At 57.0% G+C, this 26,889-nt stretch carries 23 protein-coding genes; 11 read left to right on the forward strand and 12 right to left on the reverse strand.

Features of this window, described 5'->3' with window-relative positions:
• Window positions 1-9: 9 nt before the first annotated feature.
• The 9 genes from AB1L30_RS11385 to AB1L30_RS11425 form a co-directional block, all read right to left on the reverse strand.
• A complete protein-coding gene (locus AB1L30_RS11385; RefSeq protein WP_367013541.1) occupies window positions 10-666 on the reverse strand; it encodes a hypothetical protein in 657 nt (218 codons plus the stop codon).
• Between the two features lie 99 nt (window positions 667-765).
• On the reverse strand, window positions 766-1,500 hold the full coding sequence (locus AB1L30_RS11390) for a class I SAM-dependent methyltransferase (protein ID WP_367013542.1): 735 nt from the start codon (window positions 1,498-1,500) through the stop codon (window positions 766-768).
• A 69-nt stretch (window positions 1,501-1,569) separates the two neighbouring features.
• A complete protein-coding gene (locus tag AB1L30_RS11395) occupies window positions 1,570-2,769 on the reverse strand; it encodes a BtaA family protein (protein ID WP_367013543.1) in 1,200 nt (399 codons plus the stop codon).
• A gap of 316 nt (window positions 2,770-3,085) precedes the next feature.
• Complete coding sequence (locus AB1L30_RS11400; RefSeq protein ID WP_367013544.1) at window positions 3,086-3,961, reverse strand: DNA-binding domain-containing protein; 876 nt, start codon at window positions 3,959-3,961, stop codon at window positions 3,086-3,088.
• Between the two features lie 3 nt (window positions 3,962-3,964).
• On the reverse strand, window positions 3,965-4,876 hold the full coding sequence (locus AB1L30_RS11405) for a DUF692 domain-containing protein (protein WP_367013545.1): 912 nt from the start codon (window positions 4,874-4,876) through the stop codon (window positions 3,965-3,967).
• Between the two features lie 16 nt (window positions 4,877-4,892).
• Window positions 4,893-5,360 carry a twin-arginine translocation signal domain-containing protein gene (locus tag AB1L30_RS11410; RefSeq protein ID WP_367013546.1) on the reverse strand — a complete coding sequence of 156 codons (468 nt, stop codon included), beginning with the start codon at window positions 5,358-5,360 and terminating at the stop codon, window positions 4,893-4,895.
• A 98-nt stretch (window positions 5,361-5,458) separates the two neighbouring features.
• The gene (locus AB1L30_RS11415) at window positions 5,459-6,706 is read right to left on the reverse strand and encodes a SufS family cysteine desulfurase (protein WP_367013547.1); all 1,248 of its coding nucleotides are present in this window, start codon (window positions 6,704-6,706) and stop codon (window positions 5,459-5,461) included.
• Window positions 6,707-6,817: 111 nt separating this feature from the next.
• Entirely contained in the window at window positions 6,818-7,786 is a 969-nt protein-coding gene (locus tag AB1L30_RS11420) for a hypothetical protein (RefSeq protein WP_367013548.1), read from the reverse strand.
• Window positions 7,787-7,847: 61 nt separating this feature from the next.
• Window positions 7,848-10,925 (reverse strand): YCF48-related protein, encoded by a 3,078-nt coding sequence (locus AB1L30_RS11425; RefSeq protein ID WP_367013549.1) that lies wholly within the window; start codon window positions 10,923-10,925, stop codon window positions 7,848-7,850.
• Window positions 10,926-11,102: 177 nt separating this feature from the next.
• Here AB1L30_RS11425 and AB1L30_RS11430 point away from each other — a divergent pair, with 177 nt between their 5' ends.
• The 3 genes from AB1L30_RS11430 to AB1L30_RS11440 all read left to right on the forward strand — a co-directional run bounded on the left by AB1L30_RS11430 (window position 11,103) and on the right by AB1L30_RS11440 (window position 13,706).
• Window positions 11,103-11,882, forward strand: a complete 780-nt coding sequence (locus tag AB1L30_RS11430) for a hypothetical protein (RefSeq protein WP_367013550.1) — start codon at window positions 11,103-11,105, stop codon at window positions 11,880-11,882.
• Between the two features lie 89 nt (window positions 11,883-11,971).
• Window positions 11,972-13,135, forward strand: a complete 1,164-nt coding sequence (gene bioF, locus AB1L30_RS11435) for an 8-amino-7-oxononanoate synthase (protein WP_367013551.1) — start codon at window positions 11,972-11,974, stop codon at window positions 13,133-13,135.
• A 106-nt stretch (window positions 13,136-13,241) separates the two neighbouring features.
• Complete coding sequence (locus AB1L30_RS11440; RefSeq protein WP_345091036.1) at window positions 13,242-13,706, forward strand: FxsA family protein; 465 nt, start codon at window positions 13,242-13,244, stop codon at window positions 13,704-13,706.
• A 60-nt stretch (window positions 13,707-13,766) separates the two neighbouring features.
• Here AB1L30_RS11440 and AB1L30_RS11445 read toward each other — a convergent pair whose 3' ends face one another.
• Window positions 13,767-15,110, reverse strand: a complete 1,344-nt coding sequence (locus tag AB1L30_RS11445; protein WP_367013552.1) for an FHIPEP family type III secretion protein — start codon at window positions 15,108-15,110, stop codon at window positions 13,767-13,769.
• Between the two features lie 822 nt (window positions 15,111-15,932).
• On the opposite strand from AB1L30_RS11445, the gene AB1L30_RS11450 reads away from it, so the two are divergent.
• From AB1L30_RS11450 to AB1L30_RS11465, 4 genes are all read left to right on the forward strand, one after another.
• Window positions 15,933-17,276, forward strand: a complete 1,344-nt coding sequence (locus tag AB1L30_RS11450; protein ID WP_367013553.1) for a PhoH family protein — start codon at window positions 15,933-15,935, stop codon at window positions 17,274-17,276.
• A gap of 332 nt (window positions 17,277-17,608) precedes the next feature.
• Window positions 17,609-18,244, forward strand: a complete 636-nt coding sequence (locus AB1L30_RS11455) for a nucleoside monophosphate kinase (protein WP_367013554.1) — start codon at window positions 17,609-17,611, stop codon at window positions 18,242-18,244.
• Between the two features lie 262 nt (window positions 18,245-18,506).
• Window positions 18,507-19,364, forward strand: a complete 858-nt coding sequence (gene ilvE, locus AB1L30_RS11460) for a branched-chain-amino-acid transaminase (RefSeq protein WP_367013582.1) — start codon at window positions 18,507-18,509, stop codon at window positions 19,362-19,364.
• 85 nt (window positions 19,365-19,449) lie between these two features.
• Window positions 19,450-20,139 carry a DUF1080 domain-containing protein gene (locus AB1L30_RS11465; RefSeq protein ID WP_367013555.1) on the forward strand — a complete coding sequence of 230 codons (690 nt, stop codon included), beginning with the start codon at window positions 19,450-19,452 and terminating at the stop codon, window positions 20,137-20,139.
• A gap of 3 nt (window positions 20,140-20,142) precedes the next feature.
• Here the strand turns inward: AB1L30_RS11465 and AB1L30_RS11470 are convergent, their stop codons facing one another.
• The gene (locus AB1L30_RS11470; protein ID WP_345091021.1) at window positions 20,143-21,051 is read right to left on the reverse strand and encodes a hypothetical protein; all 909 of its coding nucleotides are present in this window, start codon (window positions 21,049-21,051) and stop codon (window positions 20,143-20,145) included.
• Window positions 21,052-21,254: 203 nt separating this feature from the next.
• Between AB1L30_RS11470 and AB1L30_RS11475 the strand changes: the two genes are divergently transcribed.
• Window positions 21,255-21,710 carry an EVE domain-containing protein gene (locus AB1L30_RS11475; protein WP_367013556.1) on the forward strand — a complete coding sequence of 152 codons (456 nt, stop codon included), beginning with the start codon at window positions 21,255-21,257 and terminating at the stop codon, window positions 21,708-21,710.
• Here AB1L30_RS11475 and AB1L30_RS11480 read toward each other — a convergent pair.
• Entirely contained in the window at window positions 21,707-22,702 is a 996-nt protein-coding gene (locus AB1L30_RS11480; protein ID WP_367013557.1) for a 2-hydroxyacid dehydrogenase, read from the reverse strand. The two genes, AB1L30_RS11475 and AB1L30_RS11480, sit on opposite strands and share 4 nt — an antisense overlap.
• 32 nt (window positions 22,703-22,734) lie before the next feature.
• Here AB1L30_RS11480 and AB1L30_RS11485 point away from each other — a divergent pair, with 32 nt between their 5' ends.
• From AB1L30_RS11485 to AB1L30_RS11495, 3 genes are all read left to right on the forward strand, one after another.
• Entirely contained in the window at window positions 22,735-23,352 is a 618-nt protein-coding gene (locus AB1L30_RS11485) for an HAD-IA family hydrolase (protein ID WP_367013558.1), read from the forward strand.
• A 95-nt stretch (window positions 23,353-23,447) separates the two neighbouring features.
• Window positions 23,448-24,497, forward strand: coding sequence for a TIGR03009 domain-containing protein (locus AB1L30_RS11490; protein ID WP_367013559.1), 1,050 nt, complete (start codon window positions 23,448-23,450; stop codon window positions 24,495-24,497).
• 172 nt (window positions 24,498-24,669) lie between these two features.
• On the forward strand, window positions 24,670-26,862 hold the full coding sequence (locus tag AB1L30_RS11495; protein ID WP_367013560.1) for an NfeD family protein: 2,193 nt from the start codon (window positions 24,670-24,672) through the stop codon (window positions 26,860-26,862).
• Window positions 26,863-26,889: the final 27 nt, after the last annotated feature.

Consider the following 26,889-nt stretch of genomic DNA (forward strand, 5'->3'; position numbering starts at 1 on the left):
GGAATTCGCTTAGCGGCCAACCAGTTCCAGCGTCGACCAGATGCTGGGGTCTTCGTCGATGGGGAACTGCGTGTTGACGCTTTGCGTCTGCCAGCCTAGTTCGCGATCCATCACCGCGTAGAAGAAGCCAAGCTTGTCGTATTCGCTCGGGTCGTAACCGGTGAGGCTGGTCGCCGGGACGCAGCACTCCAACAAGTAACCATCTTTGGTGAGTGTTCCTCGGACACGCAAGTCGCCGGGACGAACCGGATTGGCGTTCTCGCGGGCACGGTTGATCAGCAACTGATCGCCCACCGGATTCCGATAGCTAGGGCCAGCGCCAATCGGCAGAAAGACAAACCGATGGCAGAACCGGGTTGCCCGGTGAACGTTATGCGTGGCCCGCGTATCGATCCAGATCTGAAAGCCATCGCTTTCATCGACGCGACTTTCACGGCACCACACCGGCTGGCGTTTTCCTGAAACCAGGACCGAGAACGAAACGCCCCGTTCGTTCCAGCCACCACGGACGTCGGCGAATTGCTTCCGGCTATCAAGCTCGCCAAAACCGCGCAGTTTGTAATCGTCGGTGTAACCCAACGGACGATCGTGCCAGATCTTTTCCCGATAGGTAAAGGGGACCGAATACTGAAACAGGAAGGATGGAGAGAGGACCGATTTCGCCATTAGCTTTGCTGTTTCGTTCTCTAAAGTTCCGCTGCTCTGACCAGGAATTGCCTCTTCAACAAGGCGGTGCGTCAGGAAACCTGCTCACTTGCACCAACCCTACGCTGCGCGTTTGGTTCCGGTGAAGATGTAGTAGGGAGTCTTGAACCACAGCAGGTACGGCACCTTGGCGCGGTTCTCTTCCAGTTTGGCCGTTTCGAAGTGACGACGCAAATAGGGAAGGTGATCGCGTGACGGAAAGACGTTGTCCGACGCGAACCAGACCGGCCAGAAGCTACGCGTAAACCATTTGTGTCGCGTCAGTTGATCGTCGGGGAACTTCCGCGAAACATAGAAGTCGACCACACCGATTGTTCCGCCTGGCTTCAAGATCCGCAGCGCGTTGTCGATTGCCGCGTACCAGTCAGGAATCATGGTCAACGAATACGAGAAGGTCACGACATCGGCGTAGCCTTCCTCCGGCGTCCACGTGGTCGCGTCGGCTTCCACCGTTTGGACGCTCGACCAGCCACGCTCTTGAATGCGGTCGTCGCACACCTTCAGCAGCGACGAGGCCAGGTCGACCACGTAGGCCTTCTTCAGCTTCGAGATGCGATCGGAAATGAACTCGAGGTTCGATCCGGTTCCGCCACCCATGTCGACCCAGACAGCGTCCTGGGGCGGATCGATCGAGCGGTACATTTCCTCTCGACCTTTCAGCAGACGCTTACGAAAGTCGTCGTAGGCGCCCGCTTGTCCGCTGTAGAAGCTATCGAGGCGTTCGGCGTGGTTGTCGCCACGCACCGGCTTCACGGCCAGGTGATAAAGAACTTTGAGATCCGAAGCGAGGCTCATCCGATGCTCCACTAGTTGCTCGTCATGCCCTCGCCCGGATCGTTTTACCCTGACGAGGGCCGCTAGGTCTTAGGCCGCGATGTCCGCGATGCGGAAGGCACCGTACGTGTGGACGCGATCCTTGACGTGAAGCTCGTCCGCCAGTTCCTGATGGTAGGTCAGCAGTTCACCCACCTGCTTCTTCTGGCCCTTGTGGGTGATCTCGACTTCGTCGACGAAGTCGGTATTCAAACCGCCGGTACGCCAGATGATGCGGGCATCTTCCTGACCCTCCATGCGATTGGCAATCGCCTGCCATTCGTTGACCAGGGCAAAGTACAGCTTGTCGGTTAGCCAGTCCTGGTGATCCAACAGCACCAACCGATGAATCGGATGGTCGTTGTGCTTTTCCAGGAAGTGCTGTACCGAATCGGTATGCGTGCTGACCTTATGGACCAACCCATCCTTCAGCTTCTGGAAGTTTTCAGGCTTCAAGTATTCCGGAGAGCAAGTCTCGGTGTACTCGCCGGTCACGTAGACTCGCCAGAAGTAATTGTCGTGGATTGGCAACTCGGCAAAGACCGCTCGCATGTTGTCCTGGACGAAGTCGACGATGCCGTTGGCATACTGCTTTTCCAGATGCTCGCGCTGGGCACGTGGCACGCCGACCAGGCTCCAGGTCGTATCGCGGCTCATGGCAAACTTCAGCGGACCAGTCCACAGCTTGCGATCGATCACCTCGAAGATCTCGCGTTGCTCGTCGAGCGATTTCGCGTCGAGCAGTTCGAGAACCTGAGGTCGCATCCGCAGCACGTTGTCGACGTACATGTTCACCACTTTGGCGAAGGCACCCGACGTTCCGCGGAAGTAGAAGCTGCGGCGTTTGCGGGGGCGGAAGTACTTGATCTTGCGATCCCAGTAACTTCGCGACCATTCCGGCAGCGAGCTGCGCAGTTGATTCTTGTAAGTCTCTTTGAAGTTCAGCAGTTGGCCTTTCCCGAACATGGAGAAGAAGTCTTCATACTCCAGGTTCTGGATGGCTGCTTTCTTCAGATCCAGCAACGCATTTTGTCGTGGATTCATATCGACGGCGTACACATGGTTCGCACCCGCCAGGACATAGTCCAAAGCGTTGCAGCCGGCCGACGTGATGACCATCACGTTGTGGTGAGGTTGAATCTGCAGGGCGACACGATCAAGACGCGGATCTTCCCAGCAGGTGTTATATACTAAGTTATTACGGTGAACGAAGTTAAAGACGCGACCTCGAACCCAGCTAACCAATGCCATTGCGGCCCTCGAAGATCTAGATCGGGCAAGGATAGGGCTCACCGAAAGGGTTTACCCCGCCAATCTTCGGTGTCTACGAATCGACACCTCGAAGTAACTCATTGATTGTAGGGGCTTACCCGGCGATCACAAGCAGCGGTGCCGCCTATTCCCCCTCCCTTTTCCCGCTTCTTACATAAGATTTACCCATTGTCGGGATCTGATCAGACGGCTTTCTCTGGCCCAACAATGGCCCCCCAATGGAACCAACTTGGCCGGCAAACCGTGACGAAATCACCGCCAGTGCGACGATGCACTTTCGGTATATTCGCTGGCGTTAAGAACTTATCGCGGCAAAGAACTGCTCGGTGGCAAATTTCTGGAAGGCGGATGCTATCATCCCTGGCAAATCGTCCGGTTCGCCAAGCTGATTTAAAACGTCTTCGATCGCTTCCCCCACGCTTTGCGAAGCGGCCAGCCGCGAAATCAACTCGATTTGAAAGTGAGTCAGCGGAACGCGTCGAACCACGAAGTCGCGTCGCGTGAGGGCCAGAAACGATGGAGCCGCCTCAGGCACATCAGGCTGAGGCTGCGTTCGAGCCCTCGTAAGAAATTCGTTGATCGGAAACGTCAGGCGATGCCAGCGCAGACAAGGCACTACCGTCAGCCGAGCCTGCCAGAAATCGTCGGGCGAGATCCCTTCCAAATCGGCGGCCGTGATGACCTCTTTCCCTTCGACGCCAGGCCCATCAAAGACGTCGTCGATGCTGCGTTCGATCGTCGCCAGTTCCACCAGAAAGTGCTCGAAGCCAGGACTTTCCGCCTCGGGACTGGTCTCACGTAGGAACTGCGGAAAGTGATCTCCCAGGCGATCGAGCGTATAGCTTCGCGAGGGGTACTGCTGCAAATAAGCGATCGCGAACTGGTCGAACAGTTCGTCCCCAACCGTCTGCGCGAAAACAGGGAAGATCGACTTCAAGCATTCAACCAGCCGGGCATAGTAGGCATTCGCGTAAACTTCCAAACGCTGGATGCTGGTTCGCCTTTGGCTCGGCGTGATGACCGTTTCGATCTCTTCGGTCGAGACATCGATCAGCCGGCGAGCTTCATTGTCTTCAATTCCCTCGACCACGCCACCGACATGGCTGATGACCGAATGCATCCATTGCTGCAAGATCGGCAGATCGACAGGCTTCGGTGAATCGCTGGCCATCGACTAGTTCACCTCGTGCTCGATCCGATGAGGCGGATGGGGCACGCGGGTGGAAGGCTTCGTGACAGGTAGATCGCCTGTGATCGGCTTTCCCTGGATCAACTGCTTGGCCTTCAGCACCTCGGCATGCATCGTATCGAAGTCAGGAATATTGGCGTCCCACTCCAAAAGCGTCGAAACGCCTCCGGTCCGTTCGTGCGCCAATCGATAAAGCTGCCAGACCGGATCGATCACATGCCCATCGTGGGTATCGATGCAGTAGTCCCCCATGTTCGTGTGCCCCGCCAGGTGAAACTGAACGATGCTTTCCCACGGAAGATTTTCGATATACTCGACCGGATCGAAGTCGTGATTCGCGGCGGAAACGTAAACGTTGTTCACATCCAACAGCAGGCCGCAGCTGGTCTCTTCGGTCAGGGCCGTCAGAAACTCCCACTCCGCCATCGTCGAGTTAGCGAAGGTCACATAGCTGCTGGGGTCTTCCAGAACGAGCGGCTGCTCCAGGAACTCTTGCACCTGGCAAACACGCTGGGCGACATGCTTGAGCGTCTCTTCGTTGTACGGAATCGGTAGCAGGTCGTGCGAGTTCTTACCGGCGACTCCGGTCCAGCAAACATGATCCGAGATCCAGCGAGCTCCGATCTCGCCGGACAATGTCTTCAGCTTTTGCAGGTACTCGAAATCGAGCGGGTCGGTGCTGCCGATCGAGAGAGATACCCCGTGCATGACGACGGGATATCGTTCGGCAACCTGATCGAGGACGTATCGAGGACGTCCTTGCGAGTCGATGTAGTTCTCGGAGATGATCTCGAACCAATCGACCGCCGGCTGCGTTTCGAGAATGTGATGAAAATGCGGGGCGCGCAATCCGACCCCTAAACCAAGATTCTCGAAGCCAAGCCGTGGCTGAGGCATGGTACTGCTTTGGTTCCTAAGCGGCGGCTTCCGGAGCAGGCTTCAGTTCGACGCCCTTTTCCTTCATCCGCTCTTCGAACAGTTCACGGGCCTTCTTCCACATGCCACCAGACATCGGGATGTGGCAACCACCTTTGCCTTTGCACTCGTTAAAGCCAGGCGTCTTTCCGCAGCCACCTTGCCCCTTGCACTCGTTGCGGCCGCCACAGATGTGATGCTCGATGGTGGCACACGTGCCGGCACCAGCACATTCGTTGCTTCCCTTGACCCCTTGGCCTTTGCACTCATTCAAGCCGCGGCAGGCATGCTTGGCGACGGTGGAAGTTGCTTCGTCGCCCGAAGCAGGTTCGGTCGGTTCGGCCGACTCGCCGGTGGTCGCCGGCTTTTCACCACCGCACCCCAAGGCTCCGATCGACATCATGCCACCCAGGGCGGCAGCAGAGAGTTTATGGAAGTCGCGACGCGAGTAATCCTTGGAAGCCATGTGCGGTGTTCTCCCAGATCCGTAATGAGGAAGGTGATCGTGCTTAAGTCGTTATCCTAGCCGATTTACCGACACCAGTCTGGTAAGCCAACCCACTCTCAGCCAAAAAATTCGACCGAGGTCCGCACGGCATCGGCCAGCTTTTCAACCTCTTCTCGGGTGTTGTACAGATAGAAGCTGGCGCGAACGCTGGCACTGATTCCCAGCTTCTTATGCAGCGGCAACGTGCAGTGGTGTCCTTCGCGAACCGCGATTCCCCGGCCATCCAGGAACGTGGCAATGTCGCTGGCCGCCAGACCATCGATCACGAAGCTGACGATCCCAGCCTTCTTCGTCACATCAGGCCCCAAGATCCGCAGCCCCGGCACGTCGGCCAGCAACTGATGGGCATAGGCCGCCAACGATTGCTCGTGCTGCAGGATCGCGGAAAGACCAACCTTTTCGAGGTATTCAATCGCCGGCGTCATTGCGATCGCGTCGGCGATCGGAGGGGTCCCGGCTTCAAACTTGGCTGGCAACATGGCAGGCGTGAAGCGGTCGATCTCCACAATATCGATCATGCTGCCACCACCCAAAAATGGTGGCATCTCGTCGAGAATTGACTCTTTGCCGTACAGCACACCCACACCGGATGGACCAAGCATCTTATGCCCGCTGAAAGCAACGAAGTCGGCGTCCCAGTGCTGGACGTCGATGGCTTCGTGCGGGACCGCCTGAGCGGCGTCGACCAGCACTTTGGCACCAACGGCATGAGCGGCTTCCACCACGCGGCCGACCGGATTGATCGTTCCCAGAACATTCGAGACCGCCGCCAAGGCCACGACCTTGGTCCGTTCGGTCAGCAGTTTCGGCAGAAAGTCGAGATCGAGTTGCCCATCTTCGGTGATCGGAATCGCCTTGATGACCGCCCCGGTTCGCTGAGCTAACTGATGCCAGGGAACAAGGTTCGAGTGATGCTCCATCTCGGTCAGCAAGATCTCGTCGCCCGTCTGAAGATTGGCGTCGCCCCAACTTCTCGCGACCAGATTGATCCCCATCGTGGTCCCGCTGGTGAAGATAACCTCGTGCTCGGATGCAGCGTTTAAGAACCGCTGGGTCGACTTCCGAGCGATCTCGAACAGGTCCGTCGACTCACCACTGAGTCGATGCGCCCCGCGATGCACATTGGCGTAATACCTTTGATAAACATCGGTTAGGCAATCGATCACCGACTCGGGACGCTGGCTGCTTGCCCCGTTATCGAGATAAACGAGCAGATTGTTCTCGTCATCTACCTGGTGCAGGATGGGGAAATCGGCCCGAATGCGTTCGAGATCCAATTGCGACTCCACGTCGAAAGTGGCCATGAATCGGTGGTTCTGTTGGGGTTCGATCGCCTTAAAGAAGGCGGCTGATTTTACACATACTTTGGTTATTTTATTCCCCAAGACCCATTCGGACAACGAGCGGTTCGCTCGTCATTTGAGCCGCCAGAAGGTTTCCCACGGAATCTTCAGCTCTTGGCGACGTTTTTCCGTATCACTGGCGAAGCGAGCCGCATCGACCGGATAGCCCGCCGTTTCGACAATCCCTGGCACCTGATCCGCCCAATATCGGTTGATTGCCTGCATGGCGACTTCGCGGTGAAACTTGGCGTAGATCGAGGCCAACGCGGTTGGCAGAAAACCTTCCCCTTTCGAGCGAAACTCGATCGTCACCTCGCTCGTTCCAACTTCGCCGTAATAACGACTCACGCCGCGCGACTCTTCCAGAATCTTCCACCATGTTTCGGGAAAGAAGTGCTGCAGCAGTCCGCCGTAATAGTCGCGCCCGCCATGCTTATCGCAGACGATCCGCACTGCCTGGGGGCCCTGGCCGGCAACTCGCTCGAGTAGCCGACGCACGAGTCCGAGCGAGGCGTGCGAGAGGACGGTGCTCTTGTTGCCGATCGTAGCAAGCCGCTCGTTGTAAGCTTTCTCGGTAAGAAAGACGGTGCGAACTTCTTCAACGGTGACCTGGGTTCGCTCGCAACAGTCGGCAAAGCCCGTGGTTCGCTCGGCAATTCTCATGGCGACGTCGTCGGTCGGCGACGCATGAATCCAACCTTCGTACCAGGGAGCCAGTCCGACCGGCGGGTCGTCGCTCAAATCAGGCTCACACACACCACCCCAGATCGGGAAGGTATGCGACAAATGCGAACCGGTGGCCCGAACCGCTTCTTCGAGCAGCGACAGATCATTCCGTTTGCCGTAAATCGCCTTCGAGTCGGCAATCGCCAAGTGCGTTGCCTTCGGCTTGCGGGCGACGACGTCGCCGAGCACGTCGTAAAGATCGACCCTGGCCAGGTCGTCGTGTGTATCTTCGATTCGCCAGAGAGTGCCGGCGATCACCAGCGGCCCGATGTTTGGGCCGTAGCCTGCTTCGTCGACACCGATCAGATATGCCACACCAATTGCCATTTGCGAGAAGGAAACACGTGAGAACCTACTCGCTTGGTTCTAGGGGGATCTAATGAAATTGCAAGAGCCCGAACTCGCTCGGTCCTAGCTCATAGACCGCCGAGGATGGCCATGCTTCGGTTCCTTCACCGACAATCACGCGTTGGGCAGCCATTGCCCAGGTATCGCCGGCGTGCAGATTCTGAGCGGAAAGTTCGCTCAACGGAATCGCCACTTCCACGGTCCAAGTATTGGCATCCTGGGTTGCCGCGACGAACCAGCGAGGATTCCAGCTCAGATTGCCCGCGAGCGATTCGGCCGACATCCCGCGATAATCGACCGTAAAGCGATACGCGGTGGCATAGTCGCGGTCGAGGTCCAACAGCAGATGCACGCGGTCGCTTTGGGCCAGTTCGGCATCACGCGGGCGAGGCTGATCGCCGGCCTGATCGTAGGTGAAGCCCTTCGACTTCATGCAGCGAACGGCGACATAAAGGAACTCGTTATCGTATCCCACCATCATCGCTGCCGGTGGAGCCCCGCGTTCTGGCGAAGTTGTTCCTGCCAGAAAGTCTTGCGGCCGACCAGTCTGCCAGAGGCGATCGTTCAGCTTGCCATCGAGGATAGGCTTTTCTTCGGTGTAACTGGCCGACATGATCGGAGCATCGATCCGGGCATTGCCGCGTCCCAAGACTAGTTCCCACTGAGCTCGGCGACACCAGGCATTGTCCTGGCCAAGATTCAACAACCGGCGAACATACGACTCGCCCTGCCGCGACAAGCCTTGCTCGGCATGCAATCGTTCCAGCAAAAATGCCAGCGATGGATCGGTCAGCACGTGAGGCATCTTTTGGTTCAGTTCGGCGATCAACTCGCCTGCCCGTTGCCCTGGTTTCGTTGGCTTGGTGAAGTTCGTCGGATCGTTGAACGAGACCGTCGCGACTTCATTTTCAACTGGCTCCTCTTCCGGAGGAGCTTCGTTTTGCGTGGCCGTCGGTTCGGCGAACTCGACGGTCCCTTTCTGGGCTCGCTGGATCTCGGCACTAGCGTAATACCCTAGAAGCCACGCCGCCGAGTTTTCCGCCAGGACGTGGCTGGGGAACTTGCTGACAATCTGATGATGCATGTCTGCGGCTAAGGATAAGTTGCCGTTTTCATTCGCCTTGGCCGCCAGGTGCGAAAGGACTTCCACACTCCGGGCCGGGGGAAGTTCTTCCGACAAGCGAAGCATCTGCCCCAACAATAGGGCGCCTCGTTCCGGATCGCTGGCCGCGTGATTGATCATCTCGATCATGTTGCGTCGCTTCTGCGAAGTCCGCTGCAGCTTGGCGAGATCGACGATCGGCATCTGCTGCGGCGATCGTCGAGCCCCTTTGCCATGCGGAACCGAAAGCCCGGAGAAAATATCGCTCAAACGATTCTCGAGTAGCCCCGAGGTTTGAATCAGCTTTAACTCCACCGTCGAGGGACCATCGGAGAGCTTTCCGCTAGCGATCCCTCGGGAAACGCCAGCATGCTCTGAGATCGACATCGCCAGCTGTGGCGAAATTTGGGTGGTGTTCAGGGTGATCAACCCGTTCTGACCTTCCGGCACCAGGCTACAAACACGCGGCACCGCCCAGGTCGACAGGTTCAGCTCTTCCATCTGTTCCGGGTAGTTCTGCGAATCGGCAGCCTTCTCGATCGCTCGTAACACGATCTGATTCACCAGGTAGGCCAGAGGCTGCTTGCCGGTCGGATCGGCGAAGTCGGTCACGACCACGGTCGGTCGAAGCTGCCGAATGCGCTGGACCAGGTAGCTTTCGATTGCCGCCAGACCTTGACCGTCGTTTACGGCATCCCAGCCGGCAACCAGCTTATTGCCACTGACCATCAATTGGGCGTCGTCGGTCGGAAACTGCCAAGCGGTGTAGCCGACGTTAGCACCGCTGTGCACCATTGCGTCGTGCAGCGGAAGTCGCTTCTGGCCGGTCTGGTGTTTCGGTCGATTGACGATCTCGACACCGGTCAGGTATCCCTGGGTGCCGGCATGATGACTGATCAGTTCGTAAGGGACGATCGACGGATCGTGGAATAAGCCGAGCAAGGCCAGGCGTTCGCCCCCTTGCCGCTGGAGCTTCCAGGTCTTGCCCCCATCGGTCGTGATCAAAATGGTTCCGAGCGAGCCAACAGCCCAGCCCCGATTTTCGTCGCGGAAAAAGAAACCTTTGATGGTCGCCGTGGTCGGCAGCTTCTGTACTGAAAACGTTTCGCCGCCATCGGCCGAGTGGAGCACGAAGCTGCCCGGGTCGCCAGCAATCCAGATGAACTTGCCTAAGCGTTCGACGGCGAAGTAATTCACCTGGCGGTTGGTTCGCGACAAAGGATCCGGCGCGATAACTTCCCAGGTAGTGCCAGAATCGGTGCTATTGAGGATCAAACCACCTTCGCCAACCGCGGTCGCATTGCTACTGCCGGCGACGACGATATCTTGCAAGTCACGCAGAGGATCGGCCGAGATGCTGGGAGCTCGGATCCCGCCGCGATCAGCCAGCGAGACATTCCCTTCTGCCCCGGCCAACAGCAGTTCGCCGCTGGGGAGGGTGGCCATCTTATGGAAGCGTGTCGACTGAGTGCCAGGCAAACTTCGCCAACTACGGCCACCATCAGCTGTTTCAAACAAACCTGTCGGAAACATGTTCGATCGATTGCCGACCGCCCAGCCATGCCGGCTATCTTGAAAGCGAACACCGGTCAGCTTAGGCAGCGATTGCTCTGGCATCGACTCCCAGGTCATGCCGCCGTCGGAAGTGCGAAGCACCACACCGCGACTTTGCGAGCTGTAAGGCTGCTGAAAGCCCCCCACGACCCAGCCGCGTTGCGGGTCGGTGAAATGAATCGCATGCAGATGAGCGTCGGTGCCGGAAGCGATCGTGTCCCAGTGCTCGCCGCCGTCGCTGGTTTGCCAGATCGTGCCATGGTCGCCGACGGCAATCCCATGTCGATCGTCGACAAACGCGACGTCGTTCAATTGGGCGTCCGAATACCAGGTATCCAGCACGGCACCTTCGACGGTTTCGATCATCAGGCCGACTGCTAGCATCGCGATGGTCTTCGCCAGCAATGCCGCGAAATAACGTCGACTACAGGTTGGAATGAGTCCGTTCATTCGCCGGGTCACGATAGCTAAGTAGAGAAATGGTCCGAGGATTGGGACGGAATCTTAGAAGAATTCGCATTTTCGTGCCAATCCGGTTCGTCCGACTTTAGAGAATTCTTGCGAACCAAATCGAGAAAAGTGCGATAAACAGTTAGAAGTCACCACACTTTTCTGGGGGAACCGCCGATGCCAGCACGAAATTGGGGAATCGTGGCGATGCTTGTTGTCGGCATCAGCACTGGCCTCCCGGCTATCGTAACGGCAGCACCCCAGGCCGATATCGAAAAACTTCTGTCCCCCATTCTGGAAGATGCGGTCCGCCGCTCGCTCCCCAATTCGTTCAAAGACGAGTCGGACTGGAACCAGACCCACGACTTCACCAAGCGGTTGAAGGTTCGTGGCAAATGGAACGACTTACGGCTGGAACGTGTCCGCGAAGCGAAGAACCATGGCGACTGGGTCCGTTACCTGGGGCATATCGAAGATCCGAAGCAACATGTCGAGATCTGGATCGAACAGTTGAACGTCGGTCCGACTCGGTCGACCTGCCAGATCCATGCCCGCGTTCAATTCCAGGGGGAAGCCGAATATCAGCAGTGGGTCCGGGGCGTTCGCCTGTTGGGCGTGAGCGTCGTCGCCGAAGGCACCGTCAAGATTCGCCTCGATGTGCAGCTCGACAGCAAATGGAACATGGCCAGCCTGCTCGGCTCGGCCGAACTGACTCCGCACGTCACCGGCGGGCAGATCGATCTCGAGCGGTTCTATGTCCACCGCATTGGCAAAGCTCACGGCGAAGTCGCCGAGCAAATTGGCGAGCAGCTCGAAGGAACGCTGGCCAAGAAGCTTTCTGGCAAGCAGGAAAAGCTGGTCCGCGAGGCCAACAAGGCAATCGGCAAGCAGTTGGAAGATGGCAAGGTGAAGATCGATCTCGTGCAGCTGCTACGCGACAAACTGAAGGACTCGTAACGAGTTTCCGCCGCGAATTCCTCCCCGCTTTATGCATCTGCCTGGCAACTAGATAATGAGGGGCGTCCCTATTATCGAAGAGCCATTGCATGTTTGACCCACTCTCCTGGATTCCTGAACAGCTTGAACTGCTGAATTCGCTCGAGCGCCGCCGTGCTGTACATACCCGAGCGACGCAGCAAGGAGCGACCATTATCTGGAAGGATGGCACGCTGCTCAACTTCAGCAGCAACGACTATCTGAACCTCGCCGCGGACCCGCGCCTTCAAGAAGCGGCCCAGTTGGCGATCGCCAGAGAAGGGTGGGGGAGTGGCGCGAGTCCTTTGATCACCGGAAGAGGTGAGGCCCAAACGGCCCTGGAAGAAGCCCTCGCCAAGTTCGAGGGAACGGAAGCGGCTTTAACGTTCGCCAGTGGTTTCGCCGCCAACGCAGGCACCATCGACGCGCTGACCGATCGGGGCGATGTGATCCTCAGCGACGAAAAGAATCACGCCAGCATCATTGACGGAACACGGCTCTCGAAAGCAACGGTCCGCGTTTACCCTCATCGCGATGTCGCCTATCTCGAAAACCTGTTAAAGCAGTGTGGCACGTTTCGTCGGCGACTTATCGTCACCGATACGTTGTTCAGCATGGATGGCACGGTCGCTCCGCTCGATCAACTGGCCGATCTGGCCGAGAAGTATGAAGCGATGCTGATGGTGGACGAGGCGCACGCCACCGGTGTCTTCGGCCAGCAAGGCCGAGGGTTGTGTGAACAGTACGGCATCGAAGACCGCGTGCCGATTCGTGTCGGAACGTTCAGCAAAGCACTCGGTGGCCATGGCGGGTTTGTCGTCGGTAGCCGTGCGCTCGTTGATTGGCTGGTGAATCGATCGCGACCCTATATCTTCTCGACGGCAGCCCCAGCCGCGAATGCCGCTGCGATGTTGGCGTCGCTTGAAATCATTCAGCAGGAACCGGAACGCCGCGTCGCTGTCTTGGCGATGGCCGATCAATTACGTGTCCGGCTGCGGGAACTGGGTTGGAGCCTGGGAGATAGTCAGACGCAGATCATTCCGGTGATCGTCGGGACGGAAGGCCTGGCGATGGATCTTTCAGCTCGCCTGCTGAAGCTGGGCATCATGGTCCCAGGGATTCGTCCGCCGTCGGTGCCGGAAGGGGAGTGTCTCTTACGGATCAGTCTTTCTTTTGGCCACTCGCAGCAGCACCTGGACACGTTGGTCGACGCCATGGCTAAGATTCGTCCCTAAGGGAAGCGAGTTGAGGACGAATACCCTGGTGGATATCATTCCCAAGTAACCGAACTCCATTTCTGGCCTAGGAGCCTTTACCATTCGTATTCTTGCGACCTTACTGGTGTTGTTCGTCACGGTTCCGATCGTAGAACTGACGCTCTTGCTGTGGCTGTCGCACTATGAGGGCTGGCTGGTCACGATCGGCGTGGTGCTGTTTACCGGCATCCTGGGAACCTTGCTGGCACGCAGCCAGGGGTTCACGACATGGCAGAAAATTCAGGCCCAGCTAGCGGCTGGACAGATGCCTGGCAGTGCCGTCGCCGACGCCGCCATGATCTTCAGTGCCGGTGCTTTGCTGATGACGCCAGGCCTGCTGACCGATGCCTTGGGCTTCGCATTGCTGATCCCACCTTGCCGGCAGTGGCTGAAAACGAAACTGCTGGCCTGGGCAAAGGCGAACATGCACATCCAGACCACGACGACCGTCAACGGGCAGACGACGACCTACACCAACACGCCCGGTCACTCGCAAGTGATCGATTCGTATGTCGTTCCGAAGGAAGAGCCTCAGAAGCTGGAAGAATAAAAAAAGCGGCCCCGATCCCAAGATCGGAGCCGCCCTTTCAGGGAGACCGAGGTCATTTACTTAGCGTGGCCGGCGAGGTGGTAATTCCTCGGCAATGTGCTCGCTCATCTTCCCTTTCGGGCGATACGTAGCGTCCGATGCCACCGCCGCATGAGCAGGTCGCTTGGCAGCCGGTTCGAGGGCCCCGACTTCCTCTGGCGAAATCAACGACTGCCAGAAGATCTCGTTGCTGCGTGGCACTTCGGCCAGGCTGAGCACCGTGATTTGTGGGAAGTGCGGTGACAAAATCTGCCACAATCGCGAGCGAATCGTCGACGACACAATCATCGCCACCGGTCGCTGCTGTTCGTCCAGACGTTGGAACGTATCGCGAAGCATGTCGACCATGCGTTCCATCCAGCCACGAATTTGTCGGCCGGCATCTTCGTCGGTCATCTGCTGGAGCGATGTTTCCAGATCGCGATCGAGCCCGACGCCATGCACGCGCCCATCTGGATCGAGGAACTTCTGAATCAACTGCCGACCGAGACGAACTCGGACCATGCTGACCAGCGTTTCGACATCCTGGTTGCGACTGCCATGCAGTGCCAGAATCTCGACGATGCGGGTGAAGTTCTTAATCGAGATCCCTTCTTCCAGCAGTCGTCGCAGCACGGCATGCAGCACCGAGACAGAAACGGGGCTGGATCGAATCTCGTCGAACTCGCCCGGGTTGCGGTCTCGGAGCCGCTCGAGCATTTCGCGAACGTCCCCCAGCGTCAGGATCTCGTGGGCATGACGCCGTAGCGTCTCTTGCAGGTGGGTCACAATCAGCATCGAAGGATCAATCACCAGGTAACCGAGTTGTTCAGCTTCCTGACGCTGCTCGGCTGGGATCCAGATGCCTGGACCACCGAAGGTCGGATCGATACCTCGCACTCCTTGGAGGGTCCCGCTCGAGGTACCCATGTCGAGCGCCAGGTGCTGCCCCGGTCCGAGACGACCACGAGCGACTTCGCACTGATCGATTAGAATGCGATATTCCTGATCCCCCAGTTCCAGCGAGTCTCGTAATCGGAGCCGCGGAATGATCACGCCCAGGGTGTCCGCCAGGTGGCAACGAATTGCGGAAGTCCGCTGCATGATCTCCGACGTATCGGGATGCACCAGCTTGACCAGCTTTCCACCCATCTCGAGCGTGAGCCGATCGATCTCTAAGAATGGTTCCCACGGCTCGTGGGTAGGTTCTTCGACCGTCGCAGACTGAATCTCGGCCATCGGCAACGACGACGGCGTCTGGAAATCAGGTAAGACCGGCAAATCAAGTAAGTCACCGTCGGTGCAGCGAATCGCCACGATATGGTGAAAATGAACCAGGGCTTCCGCACCATCCCCGGTGCCGGCTTGATCAGAGTAATCTGCCACAGAGCTAGACCATGGCGAGTCCTCCGATTCTTGCGAAGTGGAGGCATTAATCAGGCGAACACAGTCTTCGTAGACTGCCGCTAATTCGCCACGTAATCGAACGTGGCCGAAGGTCGATACATTAACTTCCCTGCCGATGTAACGAGCCAGAATCGACGCATAATCCATTGAGAACCTCTACTGTCCCAAAGTTGCACGACTTGGACTTCGCAACGATCCGCGAAACCGCTTCCATGTTAAGTGCGATTGTAGACAGGGCCCCATTCCAGCGGCAACTCAAAGACAAGAGATTTTCAATGAATGCGGTATCCACCTGGGGTGACTTTCCGGAGAGGCAAAGTTCTGGCGAAGGTTCCAGGAAGGTTTGCCAAAGCAGAAGCGGAAGAATACGCGTTCGCTTCGGAATCGGAACCAGAATCATGGCAGGCGTATTGGACATATTTGTTGTTAATGGCCAGCCTGGTTCAGGTCGCCCAGTCCGCAGCAGCAACAGCGGCTGAGCCCTGTTTTCCCGAGCATCTTTCCGCCGTCAGTCCGCCGACCGAGGGTCCCCAGGCCGAACCCTTCGCGGCGCGAACTGTCCTTGGGGAAGGGTCCTCGTATAATTCCTTAGACCACGAAATTGCTCCCAGGCGGCTATTGTCTGCATCCCTCCTATTTTCCCGAAAATTGCGCAAGATCAAAAAAGCGGGGTTTTCGCGGCATCTCGGCTCAGGCAAAATCCACCACAGCAATGGACTGTGACCACGAGGGTACGCACTGTTGCCCTTCGACTCGGCATTTCATATCTAGCGTGCCCATGGTCCGTGCAACGGAGAACGCATGATTAGTCAGTCGGCGCAAACGCAGTTGAAGCTTTTCGTTCTCGACACCAACGTTATCTTGCACGACGCAAGGTCGTTCCGACATTTCGAGGAACATGATGTGGGCTTACCCATCACCGTCCTCGAAGAATTGGATCGATTTAAAAAGGGTAACGAGGACATCAATTTCCAGGCTCGTGAATTTCTTCGCCAAATCGATCAGATGACTGGCGATCTTCTTTCAGAGGAAGGGGCCCCTCTCGGCGAGAATCAAGGTCGCTTACGAGTCATCATCACCAATGAACTCGATCACCGTCTTCATCAAGTCTTTCTTCACGACTCTCCTGATAACCGCATTCTGAACACGGCCCTGCATCTTCAGCATTACGTGAACGATCGCCGGGTCATTCTGATCACCAAAGACACCAACCTTCGCATGAAGGCGAAGAGCCTCGGCCTGCAAGCCCAGGACTATGTCAATGACAAAATCGAAAGCTTCGATAGCCTGTATTCGGGGCGTCGTGTTCTCGAGAACATCACGACCGAACAGATCGATCGCTTTTACCAGGACACCGGTAACGTTCAGTTGGAAGACTTCCCGGAAGTCGCCCAGCCGCTCGCCAACGAAAACTTCGTGCTGAAGAATGGCTCGAAGTCGGTCCTGGCCACGTTCAATCGCGAAGACCAGGTCTTACGCCGGATCGAAAAGTACAGTCCGTACGGAATCAAACCGCGTAACGCCGAACAAGTCTTCGCGATCAAAGCGTTGATGGACGACAACATCAAACTGGTAACCCTCGCCGGCAAGGCAGGCACCGGTAAGACGCTGCTCGCGTTGTCTTCAGCGTTGGCATGCTCGTCCGCCTATCGCCAGATCTTGCTGGCTCGGCCGGTCGTGCCGCTGTCCAATCGAGACCTCGGTTACTTGCCTGGGGACATCTCTGCGAAGATGGATCCTTACATGCAACCGCTGTTCGATAACCTCTCGGTCATTCGTCATCAATTCAATGACACCGACAAAGAGGCCCAGCGAATCAACCGCATGCTCGAGCAGGAAAAGCTGGTCATCACACCGCTGGCTTACATTCGTGGAAGAAGCCTGCAGCGGATGTACATGATTGTCGACGAGGCCCAGAACCTGACCCCGCACGAGGTGAAGACCATCATCACCCGGGCAGGCGAAGGAACAAAGGTCGTCTTCACGGGCGACATCAACCAGATCGACCATCCTTACCTCGACAGCCTTTCCAACGGCTTGTCGTACATGATTAACCGAATGAAAGGTCAGGACCTGTACGCTCACATCTCTCTGGAAAAGGGGGAACGTTCCGAATTGGCAGACATTGCCAGCGAACTCTTGTAAGCCACAGCCTGAATTTCGATATTCAGACGGTGCCTTCCCTTGGGGAGGGCGCCGTTTTTTTGTGGCATGGCCCGTGCGAATTAAGCTCACGCTCCCAGAAATGATGATACCCGGGACGATTGTCTTTGATCGAAGCCGATAACCCAACAGCCAACAACGACGTAGCGCGACGCCGGTAAGGAATAGCCGCCGATGCCGATCGCTCGCGAAAACCGCTAGTTCCAGCCGACTTTCATTTCATTTGCCGATTCCGTTGATCCACGGCAAGGGCTACAATCAAAGCTGAACCGTCGCAAACCCCACTCCTGATTCGATTTCGCAAGGACGTCGCCATGCACAAATATGTGTTCATGGGCGTACAGGGTTCCGGGAAAGGAACCCAAGCCAAACTGCTGGAACATTACCTCGATCTCGCACACATCGGGGTGGGTGACATTCTGCGATGGAACATCAAAAACCACACCAAGCTGGCTGCCCGGATCAAACGTATTCTGAACGCGGGCAAATTGGTCGATGACGAAATCGTCGAAGAAATCGTCCAGCGTCGCCTGCAAGAGCACGACTGGAACTTCGGTTTCATCCTGGACGGCTTCCCACGTAACGCCAACCAGGCCGGCTTCTTTCTGGAAAGCTACGACATCGACGCGGTCGTCCATATTGTGGTGCCAGACGAAGTGATCAAGAAGCGTGTGCTGGCTCGCCGCTTGTGCGAAGACTGCGGCGTCGACTTCAACGTGATCGATCACCGTCCAAAGATCGAAGGTCGCTGCGATATCTGCGGCGGCAAACTGATCCGCAGGGCGGACGATACCGAAGAAGCCCTGGCAACCCGCCTGGCGGAATACCACGAAAAGACCAAGCCAGTTCTCGAGATATTCCGCCGCAAAGAGTTGGTGGTCGAAGTCGATGGCACCCAACCAGTCGACGTCGTCCAAGCGGAGATCCGCCGAGCCCTTGATATCGTTTAGCAGAGCCCAAGGCCATTCAAACTCTAGTTATTGAATGGCCTTTTCTTTTTACCTCGCACTACCATTGTGCGGGGTACTGCGGAAAGCCTGCGAAATTCTCCTTTCCGGCCTGAACCTCGATTCTTTTTGCTTGTCTGGCTGGAAGTATGAAATTTCCGAACCGAGGCTTTTGAGGCGGACTGAGGGCACTAGGGCTCCACCGCAGGAATAGGGTATAATGCTAGTTTCCACCCAGCAAACCGATAACACTCGTAACATACCCATGTCCGCCAAAGTCTATATCAACGGGAAGTTTTTCGCTCCGGATGAAGCCATGATCAGCGTTTTCGATCATGGGCTGCTTTATGGCGACGGGGTGTTCGAGGGCCTGAGAATCTACAACGGGAAGATCTTCCGCCTAGAGCAGCACATTCGCCGTCTTTATGACTCGGCGAAGGCGATCTATCTGGAAATCCCGATGAGCCCGGCCGAAATGATCGAGGCTTGTCGCGAAACGGTTCGCCAGAGCGAGTTCACCGATGGCTACATCCGCCTGGTGATCACCCGCGGTGCCGGCACGCTGGGACTTGGCCCGGAACGGACCAAAGATCCCCAGACGATCATCATCGTCGACAAGATCAAGCTCTACCCACAAGAGTTCTACGACAACGGCCTGGAAATCATCACGGCCAGCACCATCCGCAACCATCCGACCGCTCTGTCGCCGCGGATCAAGTCGCTGAACTACTTGAACAACATCATGGCCAAGATCGAGGCCAGCAAGGCAGGCTGCCTGGAAGCGCTGATGTTGAACCACAAGGGTGAAGTCTCGGAATGCACCGCGGACAACATCTTCATTGTTCGCGATGGCAAGTTGCTGACACCACCGACCGATGCCGGCATCCTGGAAGGGGTGACACGCGACGTCGTGTTGGAACTGGCCCGCGAAGCTGGCATTCCGACCTTTGAAAAGACGATGACGCGCTACGACGTCTACGTCGCGGACGAGTGCTTCATGACCGGAACCGCCGCCGAAGTGATTGGCGTGGTGAAGGTCGACGACCGCAAGATCGGTGACGGCAAGCCAGGTCCGATCACGCGAAAGTTGAAAGAGCTCTTCGAGCAACATACCATGGGCTAATTGCCCAGGGCCCATCGTGATGATTCACGAGCAGGTCCAGGGTTTTTATCCTGCCTGCTCGTTCTACTTCACAAAGGTCCCACCGATGCTCCTACGACTTGGCTTGTTCTTTCTGTTGACCTCGGTCGCCTCGACTCTGCTGGCCGAAGATTCTGTCAACCAACTCACGCCGGAAGAGAAAGCTGACGGCTTTGAACTTCTCTTCAACGGAACCGACCTCACCGGCTGGCAACACAATGGCAACTGGAAAGTCACCGACGGCATGATCGAGCGTACCGGCAAAGGTGGCGATGTCGTTTACGACGTGAAGCCAGTGCCGGACGACTTCGAGCTTCGCTTCCAGTGGAAGGTTGCCCCAGGCAGCAATAGCGGCATCTACTATCGCCCAGGTCAGTACGAGTATCAGATCCTCGACAACGAACGACACCCCAACGGCAAGGTCGCCGACACCACGGCTGCCTCGCTTTACTACTGCATCGCTCCGTCGCACGACGCCACGAAAGAACCGGGCGAGTGGAATACCGGTCGAATCGTCTGCCAGGGCACGATCATCCAGCACTGGCTCAATGGCGAGAAGGTCGTCGATATCGACTACACCGACCCAAAGCTCTCGCAAGAGGTCGAGAAACTGAAGAAGCGAGGCGCGACGCTCGACTCGCGAGGCGCCAAGCTAAAGCTGCAAGATCACGGCGATCCGGTCTGGTATCGCGGGCTGAAGCTGAAGACGCTCGACGGCACCGCGAAGCTCGATCGCTCGCCGCTGAAAACGAAGTAGCAATTACGCCGCTTCCCCTTCGGAGTATGCGGCCGCCGATTTCTCTGGGCGGTCGCTTGTCTTCAGGGTCGCTTGCAGTTCCGTGATCTCCTCTTCCATCTTTTCGATCTCGCGACGCTTTTCGCGGATCAACTGACGCAGCGTCTCGATCTTGGCCTCCGGCGAGACCCGAGCTAATCGGCTGATCACATCCATCGCCAGCAATGCACGCCAGACACGCAGGGCAAGGCCTCGCATCCGATAGACGCGGGTCACCTTGGTCACCTGCTGCAGCCGCAACAGATGGGTCATCCGGAAGACACGCAAAAACGCGACCAGCGGCAAACAGATGATCAGTAAATCGACCCAGTGCTTCTTCAAGTAATGAATCTTTTTGCTGACGATCGAGAACATCACGATAAATTCCATCGTGAACGCCAGCCAGGTCACGCTGAAGCCGGTCTCGACAATCGTTCGCAATAGAACACTGGTTTCCATCTTCGCCGACCAGACGTAGTCGACCACCAAGAGCGGTAAGATGGCAATCGCGATGATGATCATCGGAACGCTCAGCGCGCGATCGACTTCCTCGTGAAAGTCGTCGTCGACATGCCGCCACCCCAAGATCGGCAACCACATCCGCGTGCCTGACTGCATATCTCGCCGAGCTAGTCGCAGTGGCGGCACCACGCAGGTCAACAGCGAACGCCAGCGACGGGGGGCATCGATCCAGAAGTACCAGACCGCCTCGAGCCAGAAGACCGGAAAGAAGGCGAGTGTCGTCCAGAAAAATCCCAGAAGCAGCGTTTCCGATTGGTCGGCGTCACTCATGTACTGCTGAACGGTGAGCGCAAAGAAGGTCAGCATTCCGACCGTCGCAAGAAACATCGGGATGGCAAGAAACTCGTCGGATTTTCGCGTAATGCTTTTCACGAACTAGGTTCTCGTCGCAAGGGACCTAAGCGCAGACGCGAAGGTTGTCGGGCATTGCCACTTGCGAGTCAACCTCAGGTTGCCGCCCCATGACAGATTGCGTCCAGGTCGTTTATTCTATCGGTTGCTGCGGCAACTTAAAAATGTCCAGCCGAAACTTACCCTCGCAGCCGGTGATAGCAACGACGATGAAATACTGGTTAATGAAAACGGAGCCCGATTCGTATTCGATCGACGATCTGGCCAAAGAAAAGAAAAAGACGACCTTCTGGTCCGGTGTCCGCAACTACCAGGCCCGTAACTTCATGCGAGACGACATGAAAAACGGCGACCTGGTGCTGTTCTATCACTCGAACGCCGATCCACCGTCGATCGTGGGCGTGGCCGAAGTGGTGAAGGAATCGTATCCCGATTTCACCTCGTGGGATGAAAACGATCACCACTACGATCCCAAGAGCACCCCTGACAACCCGCGCTGGTTCATGGTCGATATCAAGCTGAAGAAAAAGTTTCCCGAAGCACTTGGACGCCCGCAATTGGCAGACGTCACAGCGTTGTCCGGCATGGAACTGATGCGTAAAGGTTCGCGTCTCTCGGTTCAGCCAGTGACCAAGAAGGAATTCGATGTCATCCTGAAACTGGCGAGCGTGACGCTTTAGTCCACTTTCACCTGGTTGGTCAGTGGCTGGCCGGCATCAAACTGTTTCAGGTTGTCGACGGTAACCTCGGCGATCGCTTGCAAGGCGTTCTGCGTGAAGAAGCCTTGATGCCCGGTCACCAGCACATTGGGGAAGGTCATCAAGCGGGCGAAGACATCGTCCTGGATGACCGTTTCCGATTTGTCCTCGAAGAACAGGTCGGCCTCTTCTTCATAGACATCGATCCCCAAGGAACCGATCTGGCCGTTCTTCAAACCTTGAATGGCGGCTCGGGTATCGATCAAACCACCACGGCTGGTGTTGATCACCATCGCTCCAGGTTTCAGCTTTCCAATCGCCTTGTCGTCGATTAAATGACGCGTCGCTGGCAACAGCGGACAGTGAAGCGAGATGATATCGGACTTGGCGAGAAGCTCGTCCAGTGGAACGTATTGAACCCCCAGGGCCACGCAATCGTCGGCGGGCTTCACATCGTAAGCCAGCAACTCGCAGCCGAAACCATGCATGATCCGGGCAAACAGCTGCCCGATCTTGCCGGTACCGATCACCCCCACGGTCTTGCCATTGAGATCGAAGCCCAGCAGGCCGCTCAACGAGAAATCTCCTTCGCGGATTCGGTTGTAAGCCTTGTGGTACTTTCGGTTCAGCGTCAGGATAAGGCCGATGGCATGTTCGGCGACCGCATAAGGACTGTACGCTGGCACGCGAGCGACCTGAATTCCCAGTTCGTGGGCCTTCGGTAAGTCGACGTTGTTGTAGCCAGCACATCGCATGGCGATCATGCGCGTCTTGCCGGCGGCCAACACTTCCAGCACATCGGACGAGATCTCGTCGTTGACGAAGCAGCAGATCGCCTGAAAGGGATGGGCGAGCGGGGCGGTCGTCTCGGTCAGCCGAGGCTCAATAAAATGCCATCGGATCGCCGCCCCTTCGGCAGCCGATTCCAGGAATTTTCGGTCGTACGATTTGGTTCCAAAGACAGCGACATCCATCGTTATTTACTTTCTGTTTCGCGTAGGCACCCATGACCGCACTGGCACATCTCAAAGGCATCATCTTCGACATGGACGGAACCTTGGTCGATTCCGGCCTCGATTTTGCCGCCATGCGATCGGAAATGGGGCTCAAGGCTGGCATTCCCATCTTAGAGCAATTGGTCGAGTTGCCCCAAGACGAACGACGCCGCAAGGAAGAAATACTGCATCGCCACGAAATGGCCGGGGCCGATCGGGCCTCGTTGATCGATGGCGCGGATCGGCTGCTGGAAGCCCTCGCTCGGGAAGGTCGCCCGATGGCGATTGTCACGCGTAACAGCACCCCGACCACCGAGCACACGCTGAAACGGCTGGAGATCGGGCATTACTTCGACATCGTGATATGCCGAGAGGATGGTCCCCATAAGCCTGATCCTTGGGCGATCAAAGAAATCTGTCGCCGCTGGCAGATGGAAGTGGACGAGGTCGTGATGGTGGGGGATTACTTGCTGGACCTGCTCTCGGCCCAGAATGCCGGTTGCCCTAGTGTTCTTTTCACTGAAGGCAAGCCGCCCGAGGATGTCGAAGGGGCTGATATCGCTACGCATATCGCAACCCATTTTGACCAGCTGTACCATTTGCTAGCCCCAGTCGAAGATTCGATCTAGGTCCCTTGCTGGCGATTTGTTACGATCCGGGCTCGTATCTCCAAAGGCTGGCTCGACCAGCCCTCATTGGCCCCCCTCGTAAGCGGAAATCCTCGATGAAGAATGGACTCTTCCTCGCGGCGTGCATGGTCTTTACAGGCCTGGTCAGCAACGTCGGCTTCGCCCAAGCCCCGAACAACTACGGTCAGCCTCTTGGCATGGCTCAGAATGGCCAGCAGCAACAAGCTCGGCCACAGCCTGGCATGGTGGTTGGTGCCGCAGGTGCCGGTCAGCCTCAGATGATGCCGGCTCCGTTCCAGATCAACGCCCAGGAAGAACAATACATCGATGGAATCCTGGCCTACTGGGAATTCCGCAGCAGTAAGGTGCATCATTACGAAGCCAACTTCAAACGCTGGGAATACGACTCGGTCTTTGGTCCGCCGAACAAAGACACCTTCAAAAGCATCAGCGAAGGGGTCGTGAAGTACGAAAAGCCAGACAAAGGCCTGTTCCAGGTCACTTCGATCAAGCATTACGCCGCCCCGAAAGATGGCCAGCCAGCCGATTACGTCCTGCGTCCAGCGGAAGTGAACGAGCACTGGGTCTGCGATGGCAAGTCGATCTTCGAGTTCGATGTGCCTGCCAAGCAACTCAAAATCTGGCCGATCCCACCAGAACAGCAAGGCCAGGCGATCACCAACGGTCCGCTGCCATTCCTGTTCGGTGCGAAGAAGGACGAAATCAAGTCGCGGTTCTACCTGCGGGTTTCGCCTCATCAGACCAACAATCCAAACGAATACTGGCTGGAAGCCTGGCCCAAGCGTGCCCAAGACGCGGCCGACTATCGCTACATTTCGATCTTGATCGACCGGGCCGAGTTCCTGCCGTTCGCCATCGAAGTGTTCGACCGGAACTACAACCCAGACGCTCAGCCGCCGAACATGCCGAACTACTCGCGTACCGTTTACATGTTCGACAATCGTAAGACCTACGAAGAAGGTGGAATTTCGGACAATCTGCGACAGATGTTCTCGCGATCGTTCTACCAGCCTCAACTGCCAAGTGGCTGGCAACGAGTCGTTCAGCAGACTGGCGGCGGGATGGCTCAGCCCGGCCAGGTTCCGGCCAACGCGGTCCGTCCAGGCCAAGGAATGCCTCGCTAGTCGAGATTCCGCCTAAACCTCCTCGATTCGCTTAATATCCACCTTCTCGATTCTTTCATGAATCGGGACGGTGGATTTTCTTTTGCCCCCATTCGCTACGCGCTATAATTCAGTGACTCGAAAATATCGACGCGTCACCATGCGTTCGTTTCCAACGTAGATAGGTCCCTGAATGTTGAGAGCTCGCGGCACCTGGATCTGGCGAGCAGAGGCCATTCTGCTGGCGATTCTCGCTTTTCTTTACCCCTCGGTGGGACTGTCTCAGCAAGACGGCGCACCGGCTGCGGGAGAGGTTCAGGCAAACGAAGCCGCCCCAAAGCTCACCGGCGTCCGTCTTCGAGTTCCGTTGCCCATCAAGGGGACGGTCGATACGGACGTCAAGCAAAGCCTGCAAAAGCTCCTCTCGCGGCTGACTGACAAAGATCCTCGTCCGGTCGTCATTCTGGAACTGGAAGGCAAGCCGAACGGCCAGACGCGCGGCAGCGAGTTTGAACGCAGCCTGGCACTGGCCCGCTTTCTGACCTCGAAAGAAGCAACCCGCCTGAAGACGGTCGCCTTTTTGAAAGGGCCAATCGAAGGGCACGCGGTTTTGATCCCTCTGGCGTGCGAACAGATTGTGATGCACCCCGATGCCCAGCTCGGCAATGCCGGCATCGACGAGCCGATCATTTCCGACACCATGCGACGAGCCTATCAAGAGATCGCCGGCTTCCGGTGTGTCCTTCCGCCAGAACTCGCACTCGGCATGCTCGACCCGGCGCTCGAAATCTATCGCGTCAACGGTCGCCGCTTCGTCGATGGTACCGAGTACGCTCGCATGAAGGCCGATGGCGAGGTTGCGACTTCCGACAAGCTGAATGCCCAAGGTCAGCTTCTGCTGCTGACTGCCAATCAGTTGCGACAAGACTTGCAGTTGATCAGCCATGTGACCGAAGACACCCGGCAACTTGCCACGCTACTGGGGATTCCCGAAAACCAACTGACGCAAGACATCGCCTTGGATCGTGAATGGAAGGCGGCTCAATTCCGAATGGATGGCGAGATCTCCAACCGCATGGTTCAGCGAACTGCCCTCTCGATTCAAGACGCCGTCAGCCAAGGCACGAACTTCGTACTGATCGACCTGAAATCGCCTGGCGGTGATCCGGTTGCCTGCGAGAACATGATCAACTTCCTGCTGGGTCTGCCCGACTCGGTTCATACGGTGGCCTTGATCACCGACGAAGCGACCTCGAACGCCTCATTGATCGCCATGGCCTGCGACGAGATCGCCATCGCTCCCAACGCTTCGCTGGGGGGCCCTGGTAGCTATGCCTACACAGACCAGGGAAGACGCGACCTCGAGAAATACCTGGCAACGATCTCGCCAGAGGCAGGCCGATCGTGGTCGGTTTGGGGGGCGATGAACGATCCGAACTTGGAAGTGTTCCGTTACCAACGTCCCGGAACGACGCTAACCAAGTACCTGAGCGTGGCTGAGGCGGAAAAGCTGCCCAATGCCGATCAATGGCAGCAAGGGGAACTCATCACCCAGGCAGGCATCCCGTTGCAATTAACCGGCAAGCAAGCGCTCGATTGGAGCATCGCCGACTCCGATGCTTCCAGCATTACCGACATTACGCGCAGGTATGGTCTGCCGGACGAACTCGAAGAACCGAAGCAGAATTGGGCTCATCAATTCGTCGAGATCCTGGCGAGCCCGAGCCTCGCGTTCTTCTGCTTGTTCATTGGCGTGATCGCCATGATCAGCGAGTTCAAGGCCCCGGGCATTGGTGTCCCTGGGTTCGTGGCTGCTTTGTGCTTCGGCTTGTTTTTCTGGAGCCGTTTCCTCAACGGAACCGCAGGCTGGCTGGAAGCGATGCTGTTTGTCGGCGGGATCGTCTTCATCTTGATGGAAGTGCTCGTCCTACCCGGCTTCGGCATCTTTGGCCTCGGGGGTGGTTTGATGGTGATCACGGCGGTCGTTTTGGCGATGCAGACTTTCATCTGGCCGACCACCGATTACGAACTGGAACAAGTTCCTTATTCGCTGGCGAGCATCCTGGTGCTGTTCTCCGCGTTCATAGCGGCATTAGTCTTTGCGAAACATATTCTGCCGAGAACGCCGTACCTGAACGAATCGATCCTGGAGGCTCCTGACGAAGAGACCATGGAAGAAATTCGACGACGCGAAACGATCGTCGATTTAACGCACTTGATCGGCACCACCGGTCAGGCCGTGACGATGCTTCGACCGGGCGGAAAAGCAAAGATCGGGCACGAGATCGTCAATGTGACCTCCGATGGCGACGTCATCCAGCCTGGCGACAAGGTGGAAGTTGTCGAAGTCCGTGGCAACTATGCGATTGTCCGACGAAAAGTGTAACGACCAGAACCTCGACAGGGAGCGACC

The organism is Bremerella sp. JC817, from assembly GCF_040718835.1.
Classification (GTDB): Bacteria; Planctomycetota; Planctomycetia; order Pirellulales; family Pirellulaceae; genus Bremerella.